This window comes from Nocardioides bizhenqiangii (assembly GCF_034661235.1).
In the GTDB taxonomy this organism is placed as follows: domain Bacteria; phylum Actinomycetota; class Actinomycetes; order Propionibacteriales; family Nocardioidaceae; genus Nocardioides; species Nocardioides bizhenqiangii.
Genome location: NZ_CP141059.1, coordinates 3,832,316 through 3,848,984 on the forward strand (window position 1 = coordinate 3,832,316; position 16,669 = coordinate 3,848,984).

Annotated in this window: 17 protein-coding genes; 6 read left to right on the forward strand and 11 right to left on the reverse strand. The window is 71.4% G+C overall.

Annotation, left to right across the window (positions count from 1 at the left end; all coding sequences use genetic code 11):
• Window positions 1–55: 55 nt before the first annotated feature.
• Both SHK19_RS18635 and SHK19_RS18640 read left to right on the forward strand, forming a co-directional pair.
• Entirely contained in the window at window positions 56–1,180 is a 1,125-nt protein-coding gene (locus tag SHK19_RS18635; RefSeq protein WP_322937123.1) for a nucleotidyltransferase family protein, read from the forward strand.
• Window positions 1,159–2,853 (forward strand): ABC transporter ATP-binding protein, encoded by a 1,695-nt coding sequence (locus SHK19_RS18640; protein ID WP_322937124.1) that lies wholly within the window; start codon window positions 1,159–1,161, stop codon window positions 2,851–2,853. The genes SHK19_RS18635 and SHK19_RS18640 overlap by 22 nt, the downstream gene beginning before the upstream one ends.
• On the opposite strand, the gene SHK19_RS18645 is transcribed toward SHK19_RS18640, so the two are convergent.
• The 7 genes from SHK19_RS18645 to SHK19_RS18675 all read right to left on the reverse strand — a co-directional run bounded on the left by SHK19_RS18645 (window position 2,840) and on the right by SHK19_RS18675 (window position 7,798).
• On the reverse strand, window positions 2,840–3,112 hold the full coding sequence (locus SHK19_RS18645) for a PqqD family peptide modification chaperone (RefSeq protein ID WP_322454903.1): 273 nt from the start codon (window positions 3,110–3,112) through the stop codon (window positions 2,840–2,842). The two genes, SHK19_RS18640 and SHK19_RS18645, sit on opposite strands and share 14 nt — an antisense overlap.
• Before the next feature lie 10 nt (window positions 3,113–3,122).
• On the reverse strand, window positions 3,123–3,536 hold the full coding sequence (locus SHK19_RS18650) for a lasso peptide biosynthesis B2 protein (RefSeq protein ID WP_322937125.1): 414 nt from the start codon (window positions 3,534–3,536) through the stop codon (window positions 3,123–3,125).
• Between the two features lie 23 nt (window positions 3,537–3,559).
• Window positions 3,560–4,009, reverse strand: a complete 450-nt coding sequence (locus SHK19_RS18655) for a DUF4395 domain-containing protein (RefSeq protein ID WP_322454901.1) — start codon at window positions 4,007–4,009, stop codon at window positions 3,560–3,562.
• Between the two features lie 4 nt (window positions 4,010–4,013).
• Window positions 4,014–4,436 carry a thioredoxin family protein gene (locus SHK19_RS18660; protein WP_322454900.1) on the reverse strand — a complete coding sequence of 141 codons (423 nt, stop codon included), beginning with the start codon at window positions 4,434–4,436 and terminating at the stop codon, window positions 4,014–4,016.
• Between the two features lie 63 nt (window positions 4,437–4,499).
• Window positions 4,500–4,796: a DUF1416 domain-containing protein gene (locus tag SHK19_RS18665; RefSeq protein WP_322454899.1), complete on the reverse strand. Its 297-nt coding sequence runs from the start codon at window positions 4,794–4,796 to the stop codon at window positions 4,500–4,502.
• Window positions 4,797–4,800: 4 nt separating this feature from the next.
• Window positions 4,801–5,649 (reverse strand): sulfurtransferase, encoded by an 849-nt coding sequence (locus SHK19_RS18670; RefSeq protein ID WP_322454898.1) that lies wholly within the window; start codon window positions 5,647–5,649, stop codon window positions 4,801–4,803.
• Between the two features lie 331 nt (window positions 5,650–5,980).
• Window positions 5,981–7,798, reverse strand: a complete 1,818-nt coding sequence (locus SHK19_RS18675) for a DUF4012 domain-containing protein (protein ID WP_322937126.1) — start codon at window positions 7,796–7,798, stop codon at window positions 5,981–5,983.
• Between the two features lie 150 nt (window positions 7,799–7,948).
• Here SHK19_RS18675 and SHK19_RS18680 point away from each other — a divergent pair, with 150 nt between their 5' ends.
• Window positions 7,949–9,337, forward strand: coding sequence for a polysaccharide biosynthesis tyrosine autokinase (locus tag SHK19_RS18680; RefSeq protein ID WP_322454896.1), 1,389 nt, complete (start codon window positions 7,949–7,951; stop codon window positions 9,335–9,337).
• Window positions 9,334–10,242 (forward strand): SGNH/GDSL hydrolase family protein, encoded by a 909-nt coding sequence (locus tag SHK19_RS18685; protein ID WP_322937127.1) that lies wholly within the window; start codon window positions 9,334–9,336, stop codon window positions 10,240–10,242. The genes SHK19_RS18680 and SHK19_RS18685 overlap by 4 nt, the downstream gene beginning before the upstream one ends.
• 12 nt (window positions 10,243–10,254) lie before the next feature.
• Here the strand turns inward: SHK19_RS18685 and SHK19_RS18690 are convergent, their stop codons facing one another.
• On the reverse strand, window positions 10,255–11,451 hold the full coding sequence (locus SHK19_RS18690) for a glycosyltransferase family 61 protein (protein ID WP_322937128.1): 1,197 nt from the start codon (window positions 11,449–11,451) through the stop codon (window positions 10,255–10,257).
• A gap of 25 nt (window positions 11,452–11,476) precedes the next feature.
• On the opposite strand from SHK19_RS18690, the gene SHK19_RS18695 reads away from it, so the two are divergent.
• Window positions 11,477–12,556 (forward strand): class I SAM-dependent methyltransferase, encoded by a 1,080-nt coding sequence (locus SHK19_RS18695; RefSeq protein WP_322937129.1) that lies wholly within the window; start codon window positions 11,477–11,479, stop codon window positions 12,554–12,556.
• 16 nt (window positions 12,557–12,572) lie between these two features.
• Here SHK19_RS18695 and SHK19_RS18700 read toward each other — a convergent pair whose 3' ends face one another.
• The gene (locus SHK19_RS18700) at window positions 12,573–13,355 is read right to left on the reverse strand and encodes a methyltransferase domain-containing protein (protein ID WP_322454892.1); all 783 of its coding nucleotides are present in this window, start codon (window positions 13,353–13,355) and stop codon (window positions 12,573–12,575) included.
• 46 nt (window positions 13,356–13,401) lie between these two features.
• Here SHK19_RS18700 and SHK19_RS18705 point away from each other — a divergent pair, with 46 nt between their 5' ends.
• On the forward strand, window positions 13,402–14,460 hold the full coding sequence (locus SHK19_RS18705; protein WP_322937130.1) for a sulfotransferase family protein: 1,059 nt from the start codon (window positions 13,402–13,404) through the stop codon (window positions 14,458–14,460).
• A gap of 24 nt (window positions 14,461–14,484) precedes the next feature.
• On the opposite strand, the gene SHK19_RS18710 is transcribed toward SHK19_RS18705, so the two are convergent.
• Window positions 14,485–15,765 (reverse strand): MATE family efflux transporter, encoded by a 1,281-nt coding sequence (locus tag SHK19_RS18710; protein ID WP_322937131.1) that lies wholly within the window; start codon window positions 15,763–15,765, stop codon window positions 14,485–14,487.
• Window positions 15,762–16,661 (reverse strand): class I SAM-dependent methyltransferase, encoded by a 900-nt coding sequence (locus tag SHK19_RS18715; RefSeq protein ID WP_322937132.1) that lies wholly within the window; start codon window positions 16,659–16,661, stop codon window positions 15,762–15,764. Before SHK19_RS18715 ends, SHK19_RS18710 begins: the two co-directional genes overlap by 4 nt.
• Window positions 16,662–16,669 lie beyond the last annotated feature (8 nt).

Here is a 16,669-nt window from a genome sequence, read left to right on the forward strand (position 1 = left end):
TTGCCTTGCTCGCCACAGATCCGACGAGCGGCCCTGGATCAGCCAGACTGTGGGGGTGCTGACCCCCGCCGCCGTGTCCGAGGTGCGCCGGGCCGTGCGGGCGGCACTCGCGCTCGAGGACGGCGACGCGACCGTGCGCTGGACGTGGCGGGCCAGGGTGCCGGAGTCGGACTTCGTCGACGCGGTCGAGCGGCACCGGGCAACGATGGTGCTCGCCGACCACGTCGACGTCCTCGGCCTGCCCACCGCGGTGCGACGGGAGGTCGTGGCGCAGCGTGACCGGGAACGGATGGGGGCCCTCGCCCAGATCCGGCTGACGGCAGCCGTCGACGGTCTGCTCGCCGGTGTCGACCACCTCTTCTTCAAGGGCGTCGCGCTGGCGGCGCTCACGACCGGCGATCCCGGGGCGCGTGGCGACGGGGACGTCGACGTGATGGTGTCGCCCGACCGGCTCGCCGACGCGGCCCGCGCCCTGCAGGCGGACGGGTGGACGGTGCGGCCGACGTACACCTCGGACCAGACGAGCTGGGCTTGGCGCTACCAGCGCTGGGGTGCGCACGAGATGGCGTACGACCGTGACGGCCAGACCATCGACCTGCACTGGCGGCTGGACCCGACGTACGACGGCCTCCCGGGCTTCGCCGACCTGTGGGCCCGGCGCGAGCGGGTGCGGATCGGGCCGGTCGCGGTCGACACCCTCGGCTCCATCGACGCGTTCGCGCACACACTGCGGCACGCGGCCAAGGACGGCTGGGAGTCGCTGCGCAGCCTGGTCGACGTGCACCGGCTGGCCCGCGATCCCGCGCTCGCCGGGCTGCCTGTCGACCGCGTCGCCGCCGCCACCCTCAGCGCGACCGAGGCTGCGATCGGGCTGCCCGCCTGCGCTCCGCCATTCACCCGGTCGAGTGCGCCGCTGCCGCGACTGCTGGCCGCGCAGGCATCGCCGGTCCGCCACGCCACGGTCCCGGGGCAACGCACGGTCCGGCAGGCCGGCTTCCGGTGGCGCACCAGCCGGACGCCGCGGGACCTGTGCGTCAACGCGGTCACCCTCCTGCTGCCGCCGGCCAGCACGGCCGCGATCGCCGAGCGGGATCCCGTAAAGGCGATCGCCCTCGCCGCCCAGCGCCGCGTGCGCGAGGTCGCGTGGAAGCTGTCCGGGTGGAGGACCGAGGTGCCGTGATCAGCCGTCTCAAGGACCACCTCCGGGCCATCACCGACGCGTGCGGCCGGTGGGCCGTGCTGCGTCTCCAGGCACTGCAGCTGCTGTCGGCCGTGCTCGAGGCGGCGATGCTCGGCCTGCTCGTGCCGTTCGTCGAGATCCTGGCCGGCGCCGACGACGTCGGCCTGCCGCTGGTCGGGACTGAGGTCGACGCACCAGCGCTCTACACGGCGGTCGCCGTCGTCGTGCTCCTCCGTGCCGCGACCGGTTGGCTGATCGCCATCCTCGCCAGCGACCTCCGGGTCCGGACGACGGACGCCCTCCGGCTCCAGGCCCTGCAAGGGATCCTCGACGCGAAGTGGTCCTACGTCGTCCGCCAGCGCCGCAGTGACGTCGTCCAGGCCACCACCACCGAGATCGAGCGCGCCGAGGGAGCGGTGGCGATGCTGGCCGAGAGCGGCGTGCAGGCCGCGATCCTCCTCGCGACGGCCGCTGTCGCAGTCGCCATCTCCCCGGTCGTCGGAGGGCTCGCCGTCCTCTCGCTGGTGCTGGTCGCAGCCGTCGGACGCATCAGTGTCCGCCGCAGCATCACCCTCGGCGTGGAGTGGAGCGAACGCAACGCGCTCTTCGGGGCCACGGTCACCGACTCTCTCGCCTCGCTGCGCCTGATCCGCGCCCACGACGCCGCCGCGGAGTGGACCGGTCTGTTGCGGACCAGCGCCGCCAAGGGCCGGGCCGCCCAGCACCGGTTCGTCGAGATCACCGCCGGGCTGTCGGCCGTGCTGAGCGCGCTGAGCGTCGCGGCGGCCGTGGTGCTCGTCGTCATCGGCCGGGAGATCGGCCTCGGGATCGCGGAGGTCATCGCGCTGGCGGTGGTCGCGACCCGGCTCTCGGGCTCGGCCCGGTCGCTCCTCGAGACGCTGCAGCACTTCGCCCACTACTCACCAGCGCTCGACGAGGTGCAGCGACTGGTGGCCGAGACGGCGGCGCACCGCGAGTCCGAGGCCGCTGCTGTCGGCCGGACGCCGGAGCCGCCCGGGCAGCCGGTGGCCGGCGCGCCGGTGCTCGAGCTGCGCGGGATCACGGTGGCGTACGACGAGACCCCCGTTCTCAGCGACCTCTGGTTGACGGTCGGCTCCTCCGACCTGGTCGCCGTCACCGGCCCGAGCGGCGCCGGGAAGTCCACGCTGCTCGACGTGGTGCTGGGGCTGCTCGAGCCCGCGGCCGGTGTCGTCCTCGTTGACGGCCGGCCGCGGAGCGAGCTGGCCGGGTGGCGGGCACGGGTCGGCTACGTGCCGCAGGAGACGATCCTGATCCCGGGCTCGGTGCGCACCAACCTGACCTGGTCGGCCAACCGGCCGACGACCGACGAGGAGCTGTGGAGCGCCCTCGAGACCGCGTGCGTCGCCGACGTCGTCCGCCGGCTACCGGACGGCCTCGAGACGCCGCTGGGCGACTTCACCCGACTGTCCGGGGGCGAGCAGCAGCGGCTGTGCCTGGCGCGTGCCCTCGTCCGCGCCCCGGCGGTGCTGGTGCTGGACGAGGCGACCAGCGCCCTCGACGCCGCCACGGAAGCACAGGTCGTGGACCGGCTGGTCGCCCGCGGTGGCGCGATCGTGCTGGCCACCCACCGACCCGCGCTCGTCGAGCGCGCGAACATCGAGGTCGCCCTCGAGAACGCTACGAAAGCCTGACCAGCTTGTGCTCGACGAGCGCCTCGACGTACCGGGTGACGTCGCGGGTGCAGTCGGCCTCGCTGACGTCGTAGTCCTCGACCAGCTCCGCGACCAGCGACGCCAGCGTCCGCGGCGACTCGATCAGGTCCCAGATCTGCTGCCCCACCTCGTTGAGGCCGAGGTAGGCGAGGTCCTCGTTGAGGACGACGCGGGTCTCGTCGAACTGCGCCTCGACCACTCCGTCGTTGCGTGCGACCGTGCTCCCCGGATCAATCATGCGGTCGATGTTAGGTCGAACGCCCGAACTGGCTCACCGGGACGTACTGGTCCATCATCTCGCCGCCGACGACGACCCGCCCCGAGGTGCCGACCAGCCAGGCATGAGGAGCCGCGGCCGGATCGGTCCGGTCGAGCCCGATCACGACCACCCCGCGCCGGCGACGTAGGCGGAGCATCACGCTGGCCGCGAACGCCTGCTCCAGGCAGTTCCCGCCGCCCCGGCGCGCCGCGGACGCGACCGCAGTGGCGACGGCCGCCTCCGCACCGTCCGGCAGGTCGGGTCGCGCGGTCGCGGTGGGCGGCAGGGTCGGCCCCAGCACCCGCGACCACCTCTTCATCGGCACCCAGCGCCGGAGGGCGCGGCCCACCAGGAGCAGCGCCAGCGCCTCGACGACGCGCAGCCGACGCCGAAGGGTCCTCATCCGAACAGTCTGGCCTAGGCGCACTAGGCGCGGCGCACCCGTGCGCCGAGCAGGTAGAGCTCGCAGCCGAGGCAGAACGCGAAGACGGCGTTGAGCAGGGCGGCAGCGAGCGCGAGGCCGACCGCGATCTGGGCGACCAGCACCGCGCCGGTGAGGTAGCCGATCAGCGCGACCGCGGCGAAGGCGAGACCGACGCCCTGCGCGAACCGCGGCGGGCCCGGGTCCTCGAGCTCGGCCGGTGGCGTGAGCCGGGGACGGATCAGGCTGCGGAACACCAGCCCGGTCGGGGTGCGCTGGACACCGAGGGCGACGCCGAGCGCGAAGAGCACCGCTTGCACCGCGATCAGGGTGGCCGCGACCGGATCGGGCACGACCAGCGCCACCGCGAGGAGCACGGCGGTCACGGATGCCGTGAAGCGCGGACCGCGGGGATCGATCCCAATGAATGGAGCGGTCTTCGTGGTCTGGGTCATCGGGTCAGCCAATCTGCGCGATCGCCGCGAGCACCTGGCGCTTCTGCGGCGCACCGGCGGCGCGGAGCACCTCGTGCCCGCCCGGGTCGAGGATCAGGGTGGTCGGCGTGCGTCGTACGTCGAGGGTCCGGACCAGGTCGAGGTGCTGCTCGGCGTCGATCTCGACGTGGTGGACGCCGTCCTCGTGGGCGGCCACGTCGCTGAGCACCACCCGCGCGGTGCGGCACGGTGCGCAGAACGCCGACGAGAACTGCACGAGCGTCGCGCGCTCGCCCCGGGCCGTGCCCGACGCGGCCGCGGCCACGTGGTCCCACGCGGTGGGCGTCGCGTCGGCATGCGCGACGAACCGGCCGTCGACGTGGCGGCGGTAGAGACCGAAGGCGACCGCCACGACAGCAGCCGCGGCGAGGATCGCGAGTCCGGTCATGTCGGTCCAACCACGACGGCGGCCCCCGGCATTCCAGGAGCCGCCGTCAGGATGGTCATGTCATCAGACCGCGATGTCGACCTCGGCGATGCTGCCTACGGCAGCCTGCACCGTGCGGTCGACGGGGTCGACGCCCGGAACCAGGGTGCGGAGGGTCCAGTCGCCGTCGCCGGCGAAGAACCGGAAGTGACCGGTGGCGGACACCGGCACCTCCGCGGTGAACTCGCCGGTCCGGTCGAGCAGCCGGACGTAGCCGGTGCTGACGGGCTCGCCGCCCTTGGTCACCTGACCCTGGACGATCGCCTCGGTCTTGGTGTTGATCCCGTCGAGCGACAGGCCACCCTCAGTTGCTCCGCACATCGGTTCAGGCCTCCCCGGGCTCGTCGCCGAGGGCGATCGGGACGCCGACCAGCGAGCCGTACTCGGTCCAGGAGCCGTCGTAGTTCTTGACGTTGTCCTGGCCGAGGATCTCCTTGAGCACGAACCAGGTGTGGCTCGAGCGCTCGCCGATCCGGCAGTAGGCGATCGTGTCCTTGGACCAGTCGACGCCGGCCTCGGTGTAGATCTCCTTCAGCTCGTCGTCGGAGCGGAAGGTGCCGTCGTCGTTGGCTGCCTTGCTCCACGGGACGTTGGCCGCGGTGGGGATGTGGCCCGCGCGCTGCGCCTGCTCCTGAGGGAGGTGGGCGGGAGCGAGGAGGCGACCGGCGAACTCGTCGGGCGACCGGACGTCGACCAGGTTCTGGGTGCCGATGGCGGCCACGGTCTCGTCGCGGAACGCCCGGATCGAGAGGTCCTGCTCCTGAGCGGTGTAGGACGTCGGCTCCCGGCTCGGGAGCTCGCTGACCAGCTCGCGGGAGTCGAGCTCCCACTTCTTCCGGCCGCCGTCGAGCAGCTTGACGTCCTGGTGGCCGTAGAGCTTGAAGTACCAGTAGGCGTAGGCCGCGAACCAGTTGTTGTTGCCGCCGTAGAGGACGACGGTGTCGTCATTGGCGACCCCGCGCTCGGACAGCAGCGCCTCGAACTGTTGCTTGTTGACGAAGTCGCGGCGCACCTGGTCCTGCAGGTCGGTGGTCCAGTCGAGCTTGATGGCGCCCTTGATGTGGCCCTTGTCGTAGGCGGTGGTGTCCTCGTCGACCTCGATCAGCACCACCTTGGGGTTGTCGAGGTTCTCCTCCACCCAGGCGGCGGAGACGAGGGAGTTCTCGCGGCTCATGTGATGTGCTTCCTTCTCGATCGGTTCTTCGGGGAGACAAAGCGAAAGGGCTGACCCAGCACGACGCGGGAAGTCGCGGGCGCACGCGGCAACCGAGCTGGGGCTGGGTGCCAGAGACGTACGCCGGGTGTCAGCCATGACGGGAGGAGCCCGTCGGGATCAGACCCCGCTCAGCGCATTCGACACAGCGCCGAGCTGACGCGGCAGTTGTCCACTGCGCGCCGCTTGGTGAGCCAGGTCGTCGACATGCCCGCAACAGTACGGCGGCAGCCGCGCCGGATCCGAGGGGCGTCCCGGTGGTCGAGACGGCTGTCCGGATACCGAGACGCGATCAGCAGGCGCTCTGCAGACGGGTCGCCGACGACCCGGGGAAGGCGCCGGGGGTCACGTCGAGCTCCACCGGTCCGGTCTGCCCGTCGCCCGTGCTCATCACGAACTCGATCTCCTGCGTGGTTCCGGGATCGATGACGGTCACGACCTGAGCCACCGGCCGGCCGGCGTACTCCTGCGTTGCGATCGGTTGGAACGGGCGCTGGTCGAGGGACAGCTCGTCGATGCTGCCCCCGCGGGGCCCGATCACGAAGATCGCCACCCGCTGCTGTCCCGGCTCGACCACTTCGTAGAAGCGCGCCTCCGGCACGATCCCCGAGACCGTCGGGGGGAGGTCGAGGTCGTCGGACGCGGTGTTCGCGAGGTGGATCGATCCCGCCACCTGCTGGTGGTAGCCGGTGCACGACCTCGTCACGGCGTTCACACGGTGGTCGAGGTAGTAGGTCATCTTCGACTCCAGTGCGTCGTTGACGTAGACCCCGATCCGGCTGTCGTCGCCCGTCACCAGCTCGCCGGCGATCTCGGTGCCGGTGATCTCCTGCTGCTCCTCCTCGACGAAGCTGTGCATCCGCACCCGTCCCTCGGAGACTCCCGTCGCGAGCGTCCGGATCACCTCGACGGGGTCACCGCGACCGTCGGCGAACGCGTTGAAGACCGCCTTCGCGACGGCGTTCTGGAAGTCCTCCTGCGCGTCGCGGTCGGGTTCGTCGAGGTAGATCAGGTTCTCGACCTTCGCCACGACGTCCGCCGAGCTCACCGTGCCGTACCCGGGCACGGCGACCGGACCGGTCGCCGTCAGCAGGTACGAGACCGCGACCGGGTCGACGAAGAACACCGCGTCCACGCCACCGCCGACCTCGTCCTGCCAGCGGGTCCCGGCCAGCACCGAGGCCCGCGGCACGTCCGGACTCATGGTGGCGTTGATCAGCCACTGGCCGAGGGTGGGGCCGAAGACGTCATCCTCGCCGCGGGTCAGCGGGACCGGCGGGCGGTCGACGGCGCCGTACTTGGAGGTGCCCTCCTGGCGGACGATGTGGACCTCACCTCTGTCCGCGCTGATGAGGGACATCGAACCGGCCAGGCCTCCGAGGCTCCTCAGCTCGGCGTTGTTCTGGAACACCAGCAGGAGCTCCCGCTCGCCGTCCGCCCCGAGGAGGCTCGGCATCAGCTCGGCAGCCCGATAGGCAGAGCCGAGTGTGGAACGGGCGCTCACGACGATCCGGCGCAGCTCCTGGAACCGAGTGCCGACCGGCCCTTCCAGCTCGTCGGTGTCGATCCCCTCGAGCGTGTTCGCCGCCTTGTCGAACGCGCGCTCGCTGCTACGCGCGGTCTCGCCGACCGACTCGATGGTGCCGAGCGGGAACCGGTGGTTCGTCGGGTTGAAGGACCGCGCGGTCACGAGCGCGGCCGCGTCGACCAGCTCGGGGATGCCGGTCTCCCCCAGGTCCTCCAGCACGGTCGCCGCAGTCGCCACTGCCGCCGCGTCGTTCCCGAGGACGGGCAGCCTCTCGAGGGCCCACCAGGTCGGACCGTGGGTCCGGTCGTGGGCAGAGCTCGCCGCATCCTGGTAGCGCGCCAGTGCCCGCTCCGCGCCGGCCGCATCACCGTCCTCCAGCTCCTGGCGGAGCAGCAGGGCGCTGCGCTCGACATCCTTGAGGTCCTGGGCTGCGGTCCAGGCCGTCCACCCCGCCCAGAGCGCCCACAAGACGGCCACCCCGACCAGGCCCAGCAGGACCGCCCGGACGGGGTGGTCGCGGGCCCAGGCGCGCGGATCCCGCCAGTTGCGCCGACGTCGACGACGGCGCACAACGGGGGACACGCGGCACAGCATGCCACGCGTCGAGCGTCGCGCGGCTGGCCGAAGGATCGGGTCGTAGGATGCGCTGCGCGGGAGGTTCCCATGACCGATGCATGGTGACTGCGTACTCTCCTGCGTAGCCAAACCGCCCGTACCAGGTTATGAGGTTCCGTGGATTTCAAGCAGTTCCTGCTGGTCCTCCGACGTCGGTGGCGCAGCGCGGTCGCAGTGTTCCTCTTGGCAGTCGGGATCAGCACGGGCATCTCGTTGGCGATCACGCCGCAGTACGAATCGACGGCGAAGGTCTTCCTCGCCGTCGACGTGCGCAACGCTACCGACGCCTATGCGGCGACACTCTTCCTCAGCACCCGGGCGGAGTCGTACGCCGACCTGGCCGGCAGCTCCGAGCTGGCCGAACGGGTCATCGACGTCCTCGATCTGGACATGACGGCGGCCGAGCTGTCGGGACGGATCTCCTCGGAGGTGATCGAGGAGACGTCGCTGATCACCATCACGGTGACGGACCCTGATGCACGTCAGGCGCAGAAGATCGCCGATGTCGTGACCAGCGAGTTCCAGACCTACACCGAGGAGCTCGAGACACCGGGCGACGGCGGGGAGTCGCAGATCGACGTGCGCCTCACCGACGCACCCGAGTACAACCCTGACCCGGTCAAGCCCAACCTCGTCCTCAACATCGTCGCCGGCGCGCTGATCGGACTCCTGCTCGGCATCGCCCTGGCAGTCGCGCGTGAGGTGCTCGACCGGACCGTCCGCACTGCCGAGAACATTGCCGAGGTCACCGACGCGCCGGTCCTCGCCAGCGTGGGGTTCGACAACCAGATCAAGTCCTCGCCGTTGCTGACGGACCTCGGCACGTTCGCCGCCCGCACAGAGGCCTTCCGGCTGCTTCGCACCAACCTGCAGTTCATCGACCTCGACCAGAAGGCCCGGGTCCTGGTGGTGACCAGTGCCGTCCCCGGCGAGGGCAAGACGATGACCGCGACCAACCTCGCGATCGCGCTCGCCCAGACCGGTCGCACGGTGCTCATCGTCGACGCCGACCTCCGCCGCCCGCGGGTGGCGTCGGCCCTGGGCGTCGACCCCGCGGTCGGTCTCACCACCGCACTGGTGGGCAAGACCCAGATCGAGGACGCGATCCAGGTGCACGAGGCCAGCGGTCTGCACGTGCTGGCGAGCGGCGCCAAGCCGCCGAACCCGACGGAGATCCTCCAGTCGCGCGTGACGCACGACCTGATCCGTCGCCTGCGCCAGTCCTACGACATGATCATCATCGACGCTCCGCCGTTGCTGCCGGTGGCGGACGCGTCGGTGCTCTCCACGCTCGCCGATGGCGCCATCCTCGTGGTCCGGCACGGGCAGACCACCCGCGACCAGGTCGTCGACGCGGTCAACCGGGTGACGCAGGTCGGCGGACGCCTCTACGGGGTGGTCGTCAACATGGTGGCCAAGCGCGCGATCGGCTCGTACTACTACTACTACTACGAGGAGACGAAGCCGGTCGAGCAACAGCGTCGTCAGGGCTCACGGAAGAAGTGAGCGCCCGCTCGACACTGCTCGGCCTCGTCGTCACGGCGGCCCTCGCCGGCTGCTCCGCCGACGAGCCGGCGGCCGAGCCCCGCGACGACCCGACGACGGAGCGTCCGTCGGCGACGGCCGTCGTCCGGGCTGGGGACGAGTACGTCGCGCTCGGCGACTCCTACACGGCGGCACCCGGGATCGGCGAGAGCGACGGCCGCGACGGCTGCGTCCGGTCGCGCAACAACTACCCGCACCTGGTCGCCGAGCAGCTCGACCTCGAGCTGACCGACGTGAGCTGCGGCGGCGCCTCCACGACGTCGCTGACCGGCTCCCAGCGGACGCTCACGGGCGAGGAGGTCGACCCACAATTCGACGCCCTGGGCCCTGCGACGGACCTGGTGACGATCCGGATCGGCGGCAACGACTTCGCGCTCTACCAGCTGATCTCGCGGATCTGCCCGGCGCTGGCCGCCCGCGACCCGGAGGGTCACCCGTGCCGGGACGAGGCAGACAAGGCGGAGCAGGACCTCGACGACCTGCTGGACGAGCTCGAGGACCGCGTGGTCAGCGCGGTGCGCACGGTCGTCCGCATGGCGCCGGACGCGACCGTCCTGGTGGTCGGCTATCCGTCCGTCGTACCCGAGGACGGGACGTGCTCGGAGCTGCCGCTCGCGGACGGCGACTACCCGTTCGCCCTGCAGGTCAATCGTGGTCTCAACGCGGCGCTGAAGACCGCCGCCCGGTCGGCTGACGTCCGCTACGTCGACCTGTACGAGGCCACCCGCGGGCACGACATCTGCGGCGAGGACCCGTGGGTCGCGGGTCGGACGACCATCGGGGGCAAGGGGGTCGCGTGGCATCCCTTCGCCAGCGAGCAGAAGGCGACGGCGGCGGCGATCGTCGCGGCGCTCCAGGGCCCTTGATCTGTCCGCTGCTCACCCCAGCAGTTCGTCGACCGCGCGCAGGACTCTGTCGGGTGGGATGGAGACGTCGTCGGAGATCCCCGCGTTGTGCCGACCCGGGCGCGCCGGACGCGTCGCGACGAGGTAGCGGTAGTCGGCGCCGATCGCCTGACAGATCGCCCACAGCCCGCGGTGCACGTAGGTGGAAGGGAACAGCTCCAGCACCCGTACGCCGGACGGGCTGAACGTCACGTTCGTCAGCCCGGCGCCGTGCGGCGCCACGACCACCTCGGCGGCGTGGAAGGTGTCGATCTGCTGCTGAACGCTCAGCGTGCCCGGGTCGAGCCGGACGAAGCCGCGGCGCTCCAGCTCGGGCATGAGCTCCTCCTCCTCGAGGTAGCGCCGGGTCTGCGGCGCGCTGCCCCGCGTGAGGTAGAGCCGCTGTGGAGTGGTCGGCGGCTCCTTGGCCGGGAGCCGGTCCCGCAGCCACGAGACGGTCGACGGCGGTGCCTGGAGGGCCCAGTTGGGGTTGCTCGGCACGAGCAGCCGATCGGCCCGGACGGTCCGGTCGGCCTGCGGCTGGATGTAGGGACCGGGGATGCCAGCGAGCTCGAGGAGCTCGCGCTGGTACCGCGTGCCGTGCGGTACGACGACGGCGTCGACCTGCTCCCCCGGCATCGACTCCTCGAAGACGCCGTAGCGGGCAATGGCGTCGTAGAGGAAGTGGTAGTAGTTCCCGGACGCGCCGCGGGCCGCGAGGCTCAGCACCGAGCCCTCGACCCGCTCGATCCGGCCGAGGGTCGGGCGCAGGTAGAGCGGGTGCTCCCGCCAGTCGAAGACCCCGAAGTAGGTGCTCGTCTCGTGGTCCAGGATGCCGCCGGGCGTGATCGTGGCGCCGAAGTCGCCGGCCAGCCTGCCGTTCGTCACCTCGAGCGTGAACGTCGCGGGGACGACCGCCGTACGTTCCTCCTCGAAGACCGGGTGCCCGGCCGGGTCCCCCGGCGTGGGACGGCGCGGCACGGCGACGGGCGGTCCCCCGGCGTGCAGCGCGACCGTGCCGGGCTCGCGGGCAACGGTGTCGATCGATCGCCCGGTCGCGGTCCGCGCGACACCCCGGCTGCCCAGCACCGGCGCGACCGTGCGGAACAGGGTGCCGCTCATCAGCGTCAGGAACCGGTGCACGCGCTTGAGCTGGGGCCACCAGCGGCGGACTGCAGGCGGGAGAGTCACGGCAGGGACGTTACAGTCTGTCCTCGTGGCTGCGATGACGACCAAGACCCTGATCGCCCGGGCGAAGCGGGCGAACCCCGAGCTGGTACGGCACTGGCTCCTGCGACGGGCCCGGATGGGTGCCGCGCGAGCCGGGATCATGGTCTCCCGGATCGACGAGGAGAGCCGTCGCTACGTCGACGTCACGCACAACGACGCGGTGCCGCTGCCCCCGGGCGCGGACGACTACCTGCGCGCGGACAACCCGGCGTTGACCGAGCTCGAGGCGGCGTACGACGCGCTCGACATCCCGGCCGCCGCCCACACCCAGTGGCAGCAGGGCTTCCTCAAGAAGAACCTCTCGATGGCCTGGTTCCGCGGCGACAACGCCTACGTGTGGCAGTTCCGCCAGCTCGGCAAGGCAGCGCGGATCCGGATGTACCTCGCGATGCTCGACGTCGAGTCGCGCGACGACCTCGGCCTGTTCGACAAGGTCGACGAGGACGGCCTCTTCGGCGCGTGGACGTTCGAGTTCGGCGACCGCCCGCCGATCAGCCGCGACCTCCTGGACAGCATCAACGAGATCAACTACCTCGACGACCAGATGGGCCTGACCGGCGTCGAGGAGCTGAAGGTCCTCGACATCGGCGCCGGCTACGGGCGCCTCGCGCACCGGATGTCGGCGGCGCTGCCCAACCTCGCGGCCTACGACTGCATCGACGGGGTCGCCACCTCGACGTTCCTGTGCGACTACTACACCAGGTTCCGGGGGTGCCCCGACTCGGTGCGCGTCGTCCGCCTCGACGAGCACCAGAAGCTGCAGGACTCCTACGACGTCGCGGTCAACATCCACAGCTTCTCGGAGTGCTCGCTCGACGCGATCCGCTGGTGGCTCGACCGGATCGCCGAGCGCGACATCGAGTGGCTGCTGATCGTGCCCAACACGCCCGACGAGCTGCGGAGCACCGAGCTCGACGGCAGCATGCAGCCGTTCCGGCAGGACGTGCTCGACCGAGGCTACGAGCTCGTCGACAGCCGGCCGATCCACGACAACGACGAGCTGCTGCCGCTCATCGACCTCCACGACCGCTTCTACCTTTTCAGGCGGACGACCGCGAGCTCCTAGGCTCTCCTGGGCTCTCCTAGGCGTCGCGCCGCATCTCCTGTGGCGTGGCCATCCACGGGTGCAGCGTCGCGAGATCCTTGCGGATAGTCGCGGCGAAGATGTTGCCCTGCCGCGACGCCACCTTGTTGAGCGCGCGCTGGCCGTTGGTGAAGACCCGGTTGGCGGTCTCGTCGCTGAGCCGCAGCTTCCGCTTGAGGACCTCCGACGCGACCCGGCCGGTGCCGAGGTTCCACTCGGTGTGCACCTCGATCGGGATGTCGTAGGCGGGGTCGAACGCGGCGACCGCCTTGTAGAGGTCGCGCCGCGTCCAGCGGTAGACGAAGTTGGGCACGCCCGTGCCGTCGACACCGCCGGTGTCGTAGCCGTCCGCGACCACGGCCGCCAGCTCGTACCACCCGACGACACCCGCCTTGGTGGCTGCCCGCATGAACGCGGAGTCCTGGTTCTCGACGAACAGCACCGTGTTGCGGGCGATCCGGTACATCTCGTGGAGCGCCTCGTGCGGCCGCGAGCAGTGGTGGAGGCCGGAGTGGCCCATCACGTGGTCGAAGCTGGCCGTCTCGTAGGGCATGTGATGGGCGTCGATCACCTGACCGCCCAGCTCGCTGCTCGGACTGTCCGGCGCGATGTTGTTGAACGTGACGTTGGTGAGCCCGACCTCCTTGCACACGAGCTCGTCGAAGGTCCCCGCGAACTGCACGAGCACCGAGTCGCCGGGACGGACCACTCCCCGGTCCAGGTGGCCCTTCAGCAGTCGCGCGAAGGTGGTCGCGCCGGGCTCGGTCATCGGGTTCTCCATGGGGTCACGGTTGTGGATCGTAGCGACCTCTATCCTTTCTCCCGCCATGACCACACTGTCCCGGAGCTCCGTCGAGCCGGACCTGCTGACCGTGCAGTGCGACGTCTGCTTCCCGCAGCACATCGCCACCACGACGCTCGAGGTCTTCGCGGAGCGCCGATGGCTGCTGCGCGAGCGCGGCGACGACGTCGACATGTGCCACCACTGCCGGTTCGAGCCGCAGCAGGGACAGACTCCCCGCGTCGAACGCGCCCGCGGCGTCGAGAGCACCGGGTCCCTCCCGAACTTCTTCATCATCGGCGCGGCCAAGGCCGGCACGACCAGCCTGCACTTCTACCTCGACCAGCACCCCGACGTGTTCATGGCCGAGGCCAAGGAGCTCCACTACTTCTGCGATCCCGACTGTGCCGACTGGCTGGCGTTGTACCGCGAGCAGTTCCCCGCCGACGCGAAGATCCGTGGCGAGGCGTCCACGCTCTACACCCGCTCACCGGCGATCCCCGGGGTGCCTGCTCGGATGGCGGCGCTCGTGCCGGACGCGCGACTCGTCTACCTCGTCCGCGATCCGGTCGAGCGGGCGATGGCGTCGTGGCGCGAGGAGCGCTTCCACGTCACCGAGCGCCGACCGGCCGAGGAGGCGTTTCGCCATCCCGAGGACCCGCACAACCCCTACGTCGCCGCCAGCCGCTACGCGCAGCAGTTGGAGGGCTTCCTGGAGCACTACCCGGCCGAGCGGGTCCTGGTGCTCGACCAGCGCGAGCTCGCGACGGCGACGGGAGAGGTGGTCGAGCAGGTCGTCGGGTTCCTCGGCCTGCCCCAGCACCCCATCGACACAGAAACCCGCCACAACGAGGGCGGCACCAAGCTCGAGTACAGCAGCCTCGGGCACCGGCTCCGGTTCAGCGCGCCCGCGCGGGCGGTCCGCCGGATGCCGCTGCCGGCGCGCCGCGCGCTGACCGCGCCGGCGCGGCGGCTGCTGCGCCGTCCGATCGAGGCGCCGGAGCTGCCCGCCGACCTGATGACCCGGCTCCGGGAGACGCTGGCACCCGACGCTGCGCGGCTCCGGGAGCTGACCGGGCTCCCGCTCAGCCATTGGACCGTCTGAGCCTGGGTCCGGGCTGCGGGTCGCTCAGCCGGCCTCGGCGCCGGCCGGGGTGCGCCGGAGGTGCCAGAGGAACCCGGTCCACCAGCAGCCAGAGGTGATGACCTGGCCGACGAACAGCGCCCATACGGCGCCCTCGGGACCGCCGACGATCGCACCGACCACCACGCTGCCGACGCTGAGCACCCCGCCGATGATCTGGACGATCATCGCGATGTGGAACTCGTGCCTCCCGACCAGTGCTGAGGCGACGCCGCTCTGGGACGCGGCGGCGATCAGCCACAGCGAGATCGGCAGGATCAGCGGATCCAGCACCGGCCACACGTTGCCGAGGACCGCGCGGCCGACCGAGTCGGGGACGACCGAGAGCACGACCAGGTTCACCAGGGCCACGACGGCGGCGACCGTCATCGTCCGACGCTGGTAACGCAGGAGCCCGCGGTTGTCGGGCTGGTCCCGGGCGATGTCGGCCGCCGCCGACGACGCGACAGCCATCTGCACCGCGGTGGTCGGCCGCCCGAGCAGGATCGAGCCGCGGACCGCGGCGACCGCGAGCGGGCTGCTCACGAACGCGATGAGGACGCCGCCGACGAGCGCGCTCCCGGAAGCAGTCACGTTGCCCACCAGCAGGCGCCAGGACCCCTCCCAGTGCTTGCGCAGCCAGCCCAGGGAGATCTCCTTGGGGCGGAACATCCCGTAGGTGATCGGGACCCAGAGCGCAGCGAGCGCACCCGAGCACGTCCACGCCAAGGTCAGGGTCACAAGGCCGGCCTGGTCCGACAGCTCGAGCGCCAGCAACGACGCCGCGAGCACGGCCAGCCAGGTGCCGTCCAGGACGACCGCACCGACCGGCTTGCTCCGGGCGATCGCGACCCAGCGTCCGACGTCGTGCACGGTCATCGCGGGGAGGGTGAGCCCGAGCACGAGGATCGCCGGTCCGATCGACCAGCCGGCGAGCATCTGCAGCGCACCGACGACGGCGCAGACGAGGCCGCTGCCGAGGCCCAGCACCAGCGCGCTCCCGAGCACCTCGCGCGGCCGGTCGTCCGCGTCCTCGGGGGCGACGACGACCCGCATGCTGATGAGCGCGTGCACCGCGCCCACCACGAACGTGTAGACGAGGATCAACAGGGCGAAGGAGCCGAAGTCCACCGCCGACACGGCGTGGGCGACCCAGAGGACCGCGAGCAGGTTGGTGATGCTCGACAGCCCCTGGTCGATGGTGACCAGGGTCGCGCGGCCGCCGGCAGTACCGCGAGGTGTGGCGGCTGCGGCGTCGTCGGTCTCGCTCCGCGCCGGCTCGGTCACCGGGTCTGCGCCCGCGGCACCAGTCGGTCGAGCACGCCGCGGGCCCGGTCGTCGTCCTCGTGCGCGAGGGCGACGTCCCAGTAGGACCGGCTGCCCGGCCGCTTGGCGGGGAAGTCGTCCAGCTCGGGCGAGCGCTCCGCGAGCTCGGCGGTGGTCATCTGCCCGACCGGGAGCCCCGCGTGGTTCCACACCGCGGCCTCGCGGTAACCGAGCTCCTCGAGCCGCGGCCACACCGAGAGCGGGTCGTATCCGGCGATCCGGGTCAGGTAGGGGTCGTACTCGAAGAACAGGACCGGCCGGGAGTCGGCCCAGGCCTCCGCGACCGCCGGCACGAGGGCGACGTCGTAGCCGTCGGTGTCGGACTTGACCAGTCGCAGCTCGCTGAAGTCGGGCTCGGCGGCGCGGAGCGCGCCGGGCGCGATCGACGGCATCGCGTCGGGGTCCTCGCCCTTGACGAAGCGCGTCGTGCCGCCGGTGCGCACCGCTGTCGTCGCCGCGGCGGCGTCGTCCACCGCCAGCAGCGACTCGACGACGGTGATCCGGTCGTCGGCGTCGACGTTGCGGTGCAGGAAGTCGAGGTAGAACGTGTCCGCCTCGACGCAGAGCACCCGGCCGTCGGTGGCGTTGAGGATCTGCAGCGCGGAGTCGCCGACATTGGCGCCGACGTCGAGCACGGTCAGTGGGGGCGCGGCCTCGGCGAGCGCGTGCGCCAGCTCCACGAGGTTCTGCCCGTACGGCGAGCCGGGGCCCGCGTAGTCGGGAAGGCGGTGCGACCAGGGGAGCACCAGGCGGACGCCCTGGACGTCGCGCACCACCTTGCGGTTGGGGAAGCGGTCGCGCACGAGCCAGCTCAGGCGCCGCCGAGCGGTGCTGACGATCTCTCCGAGAGGAGTCACGCCCCGGA